Genomic DNA, 6,360 nt, shown 5'->3' with positions numbered 1-6,360 from the left:
GACCAGGCACATGGCGGCCGCCTGGGCGTTGTTCGTCCACACCTGGGCGGCGAAAGAGGCTGCGGGGTGGCTGGAGTAATAGGTCTCGTACTGGCCGCCCGGACGCGTGAGGTCGCGCAGTTCGGATGGGGCGGCGATCGACGCCTGAACTTCGGGGTGCGTTCCTATCCACCAGCCCAGGAGGGCGGCTATCGCGGTGGAGAGGAGGGCGGTGGGGACCCACCAGTGGCGGGAGCGGTAGACCGCCGCGGGGAAGCCTTGGGTCAGGAAGCGGGTCACGTCGCGCCAAGAGGCGCGGCGGGTGCCTGTCACGGCACTACGCGCGCGTGCCACCAGTTGTGTGAGGCGGCCGGATATCTGAGGGTCCGGGGCGCTGGACTGGATCAGGGAGAGGTGGGTCGCGGCCCGCTGGTAGAGGGTGACGAGTTCGTCGGCTTCGGCGCCGGTGAGGCGGCGTCGGCGGCGCAGCAGCGCGTCCAGGCGGTCCCACTCGGCTCGGTGGGCGGACACGAAGACGTCGAGGTCCATCGGGTCGGCTGCTCCTCGGCTGCTGTTGCTGCCGCTATGCGGCGCGATGTGCCCTCAGCTTGGCAGACTGGCGGTTCCGAGGGCAGGGCAGGGAAGGACGGCCGGCGTGAGTGAGCTTGTGACGGGCGAGGCGGTGGCTCTTGAGCTGCGCCCCGCGAAGCTGCCCAGTCGGGCGTTGGCGGTGGTCATCGATCTCGTCGTGGCGTTCACCGTGTACATCGTGGTGACGATGGGGATCGTGGCGTCCACCGCTTCCCTGGACGAGGCGGCGGCCGCGGCTGTGGCGGTGGCGACGTTCGTGCTGGTGCTCGTCGGGGTGCCGATCGCGGTGGAGACGCTGAGCCATGGGCGTTCGCTGGGCAAGCTGGCGTGCGGACTTCGTGTGGTGCGGGACGACGGGGGGCCGATCCGGTTCCGGCACGCGCTGGTGCGCGGGGCCGTCGGGGTCGTGGAGATCCTCATGACGTTCGGGGTGGTCGCGTGCATCGCGTCGCTGGTGTCCGAGCGGGGGCGGCGGCTCGGGGACGTGTTCGCGGGGACGCTCGTCGTGCGGGAGCGGGTGCCGGCGGGGCCGGCGCGGTTCGTGCCTCCGCCGCCTCCGTGGCTGGTGGGGCGGTTCGCCGGGCTCGATCTGTCGGGGGTGCCGGACGGGCTGTGGCTGGCGGTCCGGTCATATCTGACGCGGATGGGGCAGCTGGATCCGCAGGTGGGCTGGGCGATGGCGGAGCGGCTTGCCGGTGATCTGGCGGCGTGTACGGGGGCTCCGGCGCCGCGTGAGGTGCCGCCTGCGGCGTATTTGGCCGCGGTGGTGCATGAGCGGCAGTCGCGGGATGCGCAGCGGGCGTTCGGCGGCGGGGCGGCGGGGGTGGCTCCGGTCGGGGCGGGTCCGGTGGGTGGGCCGGGTCCGGTGTATCCGGGTGTCGGGGCGCCGGTTGGGCAGCCTGGGGGTCCGGCTGTCGCGGCCGCGCCTCCCACTTTCGATGTCGCGCCTGCGCGTCCTCGCGAGGACGCGGGGCCGGGCACGGGTTTCGTGCCGCCTGCCTGACGGGGGTCCGCCGTCTCTCAGGCGAAGGTCGAGGGCGGGGATTCGAGGTGTTCGAGCTCGATGCCGGGGGCGGCGAGCACCACGTCGCCGGCGAGGTGGACGGCCTGTTGTTCCCCCGTGTCCAGGTCTGTGACCTGGTATTCGTCGACGTTCAGGGGGCCGGTGTCAGTGGCGTGTGTTTCTGTTTTCAGCAGGGCCCAGGACTGGTCGAGGGTGAGGGGGGCCAGGACGGGGTCGGTGAAGCGGACCAGGCGGACGCGGGTCGCGGGGGAAGCGGGGGTGAGGCGCAGCAGGCGTGCGGTGGCGACGAGGAAGGCCGGCGAGGTGCCGGTGAAGGCGTGCGCGGGGGCGTTTCCCTCGGTGGCGTGGGTGCCGGTGGGGTCGGTGCGTACCCAGGTGACGCCGTCGATGGCTGCTCCTCGTACCTGCCAGCTCGCCGCGTTGAGTTCGAGGCGGATGGGGCGGCCGAGTTCGTCGATGGCCAGGTCGACGGAGCCGGAGTGGTCGCCGGAGGGGGTGATGGTCTGGGAGACGTAGCGCCAGCCGGAGGGGCCGGGGGCGCAGTGGAAGTGTTCTTCGCCGAGGGGGGTGTGGTCGTGGGTGTCGTGGAGCGAATAGCGGCCGCGGGGCATGGGGGCTCTCGAGGTCCTTCGGGGTCGTGCGGACGTCGGACGGTGCGGGTTGCCGGGCCGGTACGGGGCAGGCCCCCCGCACCGGAGTGCGAGGGGCCTGCGTAGCACCGGGGTCCGCTCGGGATCAGTAGCGGTAGTGGTCCGGCTTGTACGGGCCGTCGACCTCTACGCCGATGTACGAGGCCTGCTCGGGGCGCAGGGTCGTCAGCTTCACGCCGAGGGCGTCGAGGTGGAGGCGGGCGACCTTCTCGTCGAGGTGCTTGGGGAGCACGTAGACGTCGGTCGGGTACTCGTCGGGCTTCGTGAACAGCTCGATCTGGGCCAGGGTCTGGTCCGCGAACGAGTTGGACATGACGAAGGACGGGTGGCCCGTCGCGTTGCCCAGGTTCAGGAGGCGGCCTTCGGAAAGGACGATGAGGACCTTGCCGTCGGGGAACTTCCAGGTGTGGACCTGCGGCTTGACCTCGTCCTTGACGATGCCGGGGATCTGCGCGAGGCCGGCCATGTCGATCTCGTTGTCGAAGTGGCCGATGTTGCCCACGATCGCCTGGTGCTTCATCTTGGCCATGTCCGAGGCCATGATGATGTCCTTGTTGCCGGTCGTGGTGACGAAGATGTCGGCCTTGTCGACGAGGTCGTCGAGCGTCGCGACCTGGTAGCCGTCCATCGCCGCCTGCAGCGCGCAGATCGGGTCGATCTCGGTGATGATCACGCGGGCGCCCTGGCCGCGCAGGGACTCGGCGCAGCCCTTGCCCACGTCGCCGTAACCGCAGACGACGGCGGTCTTGCCGCCGATGAGGACGTCGGTGGCGCGGTTGATGCCGTCGATGAGGGAGTGGCGGCAGCCGTACTTGTTGTCGAACTTCGACTTCGTGACGGCGTCGTTCACGTTGATCGCCGGGAACAGCAGGGTGCCGTCGCGGTACATCTCGTAGAGACGGTGGACGCCGGTCGTGGTCTCCTCGGTCACGCCGCGGATCTCCGAGGCGAGCTGGGTCCACTTCTGCGAGCCGTCGGTGATGGTGCGGTTGAGGAGCTCCAGGACGACGCGGTGTTCGTCCGACTCGGCGGTGTCGGCCGAGGGGACCTTGCCGTCCTTCTCGTACTGGACGCCGTTGTGGACGAGGAGGGTGGCGTCACCGCCGTCGTCCAGGATCATGTTCGGGCCGCCGGTGGGAGTGTTCGGCCAGGTCAGGGCCTGCTCCGTGCACCACCAGTACTCGTCGAGGGTCTCGCCCTTCCAGGCGAAGACCGGGACGCCCTGGGGGTTGTCCGGGGTGCCGTTCGGACCGACGGCGATGGCCGCGGCGGCGTGGTCCTGGGTGGAGAAGATGTTGCAGGAGGCCCAGCGGACCTCGGCGCCGAGGGCGACGAGGGTCTCGATGAGGACGGCGGTCTGCACCGTCATGTGCAGGGAGCCGGTGATGCGGGCGCCGGCGAGCGGCTGCGTGGCGGCGTATTCCTTGCGGATGGACATCAGGCCGGGCATCTCGTGCTCGGCGAGGGTGATCTCCTTGCGGCCGAAGTCGGCCAGGGAGAGATCGGCGACCTTGAAGTCCTGGTCCTGTCGGTTGTCGACAGTCGTCATAGGGAGCTTGCTCCTCGTGGTGGTGGGTCGAGGTGGGCATGGCTGGTCTGCGGCGGTGGACATACGAGTGCCCGGCGCTCGCAGCGCAGTCCGTCGGAGGCCCTCTCTCCCTCGGCCGGCCCGTCGTGCGGGCCGCCCGACCGCCATCAGCAGCGACGTCTGGCTCAGTGACGAATCTACACCGATCGGCTCAGCCGGACCCAGCCCGCCTCTGGGTCCGGCGTGAGCGGGGAGGTCAGCCGGCGTCCGGGTCCGCGCTGTCGGGGGCCTAGTGGTCCGAGGTCGGGCTGTCCGGGGTCCTGGCCGGGTTGGCGCCGGCGGAGGCGGCCGCCTCGTTGTAGATGTCCGGTTCGAGGTAGATCACGCGGGCGATCGGGACGGCCTCGCGGATGCGGGCCTCCGCGGCGTTGATGGCGTTGGCGACCTCGGTGGCCGTGTCGTCGTGCTGGACGGCGATCTTGGCGGCGACGAGGAGTTCCTCGGGGCCGAGGTGGAGGGTGCGCATGTGGATGACGCGGGTGACGGTGTCTCCGTCGACGAGCGCGGTCTCGATCTTCTTGACGTCGTCGATGCCCGCGGCCTCGCCCAGGAGCAGCGACTTGGTCTCGGCGGCCAGCACGAGCGCGATGGCGATGAGCAGGATGCCGATGCACAGGGTGCCGATGCCGTCCCAGAGGCCGTCGTCGGTGGCGAGGGCGAGGCCGGTGCCGGCGAGCGCGAGGACGAGACCGATCAGCGCGCCGAAGTCCTCAAGGAGGACGACGGGCAGCTCGGGTGCCTTGGCGCGGCGGATGAACTGGGACCAGGTGAGCTTGCCGCGCAGCTCGTTGGACTCGTTGATGGCGGTACGGAACGAGAAGCCCTCGGCGATGATCGCGAAGACGAGGACGCCGATCGGCCAGTACCAGTTCTCGAGCGCGTGCGGGTGCTTGATCTTCTCGTAGCCCTCGTAGACGGCGAACATGCCGCCGACCGAGAAGAGGACGATGGAGACGAGGAAGGCGTAGATGTAGCGCTCGCGGCCGTAGCCGAAGGGGTGTTGCGGGGTCGCCTCGCGTTGGGCCTTCTTGCCGCCGAGCAGCAGGAGGCCCTGGTTGCCGGAGTCGGCGAGCGAGTGGACGCTCTCGGCGAGCATCGAGGACGAGCCGCTGAAGAGGAACGCCACGAATTTCGCTACCGCGATCGCGAGGTTGGCGGCGAGTGCCGCCACGATCGCTTTTGTGCCGCCTGAAGCGCTCATGTGTTCCCGATGTCCCTTCGTACGCCGTCCCGGTCCTGGCTCGTACGGATCTGTCCGCGTACGCCGTCCCGGGCTTTGCCCACCCTTTGCGGTGGGTCATTGTTGCAGCCCGGAACAGCTGGGGCGCGTCAGGCCACCACGGTTGCCCGGAAGAGCATGCCGACTCCGGACACTTCGGCCTTTTCGCCCGCGGGGACGAACACCGACTGCCCTGCGGTGAGGGCGAGTTCACCGGCGTGGACGGTGCCCGCGGTGCAGAGCAGGATCTGCGGGGTCCCGGCGGTGACGTCGTGCGGGGCCGCACCCTCGGGCAGGACGTGGCGGGAGAGGCGGAATTCGTCGATGGGGGTCGCGTAGACCTCTTCGCCGTCGGGGGAGGCCTCGGGGCGGAGGATGCCGGGGTCGGTGGCCTCGAAGCGGACGATGCGCAGGAGTTCGGGGACGTCGACGTGCTTGGGGGTGAGGCCGCAGCGCAGGACATTGTCCGAGTTGGCCATGATTTCCACGCCGAGGCCGTCGATGTAGGCGTGCGGGACGCCGGCGCCGAGGAAGAGAGCCTCCCCGGGGTTGAGGCGGACGTGGTTGAGCAGCATGGCGGCGATGACGCCGGGGTCGCCGGGGTAGTGGTGGGCGAGCCCGGCGTAGGGCGCGTAGTCGCCGCCGAGACGTTCTGCGGCGGCCTCGGCCTCGGTGACCGTGGTGGCCATCTCCGCGGGGTCCGCGCTCAGTACGGCCGTCAGGACCTCGCGGAGCGCGGCCTCTTCGGGGTGGGCGCGCAGCAGGTCGGCGTAGGGCTTGAGGGAGTCGACGCCGAGTCCTTCGATGAGGCGTGCGGCCTCTTCGGGGGTGCGGAATCCGCACAGGCCCTCGAACGGCGTGAGGGCGCAGATCAGTTCGGGCTTGTGGTTGGCGTCCTTGTAGTTGCGGTGCGGGGCGTCTATGGGGACGCCGGCGCGTTCCTCGGCCGCGTAACCCTCCTTGGCCTGGGCGAGGTCGGGGTGGACCTGGAGGGAGAGCGGGGCGCCCGCGGCGAGGAGTTTGAGGAGGAAGGGGAGGCGGGGGCCGAACTTCGCGACGGCCTGCGGGCCGAGTTCACGCTCGGGGGCCTGGTCGATCACCTCGTTGAGCGGGCCGCGCCCGGTCTGTGAGGGGGCTCCCGGGTGGGCGCCCATCCACATCTCGGCCTGCGGCTCGCCCGTCGGCTCGGCACCGATGAGGTGCGGGATGGCGGTGGTCGAGCCCCAGGCATAGGGGCGGACGGTGTTGGTGAGGCGGTCCATCAGGTGTTCTTCTCCGTACGCGGGTCAGGGGCCGGCCGGTGTTCGGA

6 protein-coding genes (1 of these 6 running past the window's edge) are annotated in these 6,360 nt (G+C 70.4%); 1 reads left to right on the top strand and 5 read right to left on the bottom strand.

The genetic code is table 11. The annotated features are described in order from the left end of the window. A protein-coding gene (locus OG456_RS21830) for a stage II sporulation protein M (RefSeq protein WP_266563518.1) crosses the window boundary here: on the bottom strand, positions 1 to 528 show its 5' portion. 480 nt of this gene lie to the left of the window's left edge; only the first 528 of its 1,008 coding nucleotides appear in the window; its start codon is at positions 526 to 528; its stop codon lies off the left edge, out of view. A 106-nt stretch (positions 529 to 634) separates the two neighbouring features. On the opposite strand from OG456_RS21830, the gene OG456_RS21825 reads away from it, so the two are divergent. Further along, complete coding sequence (locus OG456_RS21825; RefSeq protein ID WP_266563516.1) at positions 635 to 1,573, top strand: RDD family protein; 939 nt, start codon at positions 635 to 637, stop codon at positions 1,571 to 1,573. A 17-nt stretch (positions 1,574 to 1,590) separates the two neighbouring features. Here OG456_RS21825 and OG456_RS21820 read toward each other — a convergent pair whose 3' ends face one another. From OG456_RS21820 to manA, 4 genes are all read right to left on the bottom strand, one after another. After that, positions 1,591 to 2,205, bottom strand: coding sequence for a hypothetical protein (locus tag OG456_RS21820; RefSeq protein WP_266563514.1), 615 nt, complete (start codon positions 2,203 to 2,205; stop codon positions 1,591 to 1,593). Between the two features lie 124 nt (positions 2,206 to 2,329). After that, the gene (gene ahcY, locus OG456_RS21815; protein ID WP_266563512.1) at positions 2,330 to 3,793 is read right to left on the bottom strand and encodes an adenosylhomocysteinase; all 1,464 of its coding nucleotides are present in this window, start codon (positions 3,791 to 3,793) and stop codon (positions 2,330 to 2,332) included. Positions 3,794 to 4,061: 268 nt separating this feature from the next. After that, the gene (locus OG456_RS21810; RefSeq protein WP_266563510.1) at positions 4,062 to 5,033 is read right to left on the bottom strand and encodes a cation diffusion facilitator family transporter; all 972 of its coding nucleotides are present in this window, start codon (positions 5,031 to 5,033) and stop codon (positions 4,062 to 4,064) included. 128 nt (positions 5,034 to 5,161) lie between these two features. Next, the gene (gene manA, locus OG456_RS21805; RefSeq protein ID WP_266563508.1) at positions 5,162 to 6,313 is read right to left on the bottom strand and encodes a mannose-6-phosphate isomerase, class I; all 1,152 of its coding nucleotides are present in this window, start codon (positions 6,311 to 6,313) and stop codon (positions 5,162 to 5,164) included. Positions 6,314 to 6,360 lie beyond the last annotated feature (47 nt).

This window comes from Streptomyces sp. NBC_01446 (assembly GCF_026340095.1).
Lineage (GTDB): Bacteria > Actinomycetota > Actinomycetes > Streptomycetales > Streptomycetaceae > Streptomyces > Streptomyces aureus.
Note: the sequence above shows the minus strand (reverse complement) of the source record. Positions and strands in the feature narration are given on the sequence as shown.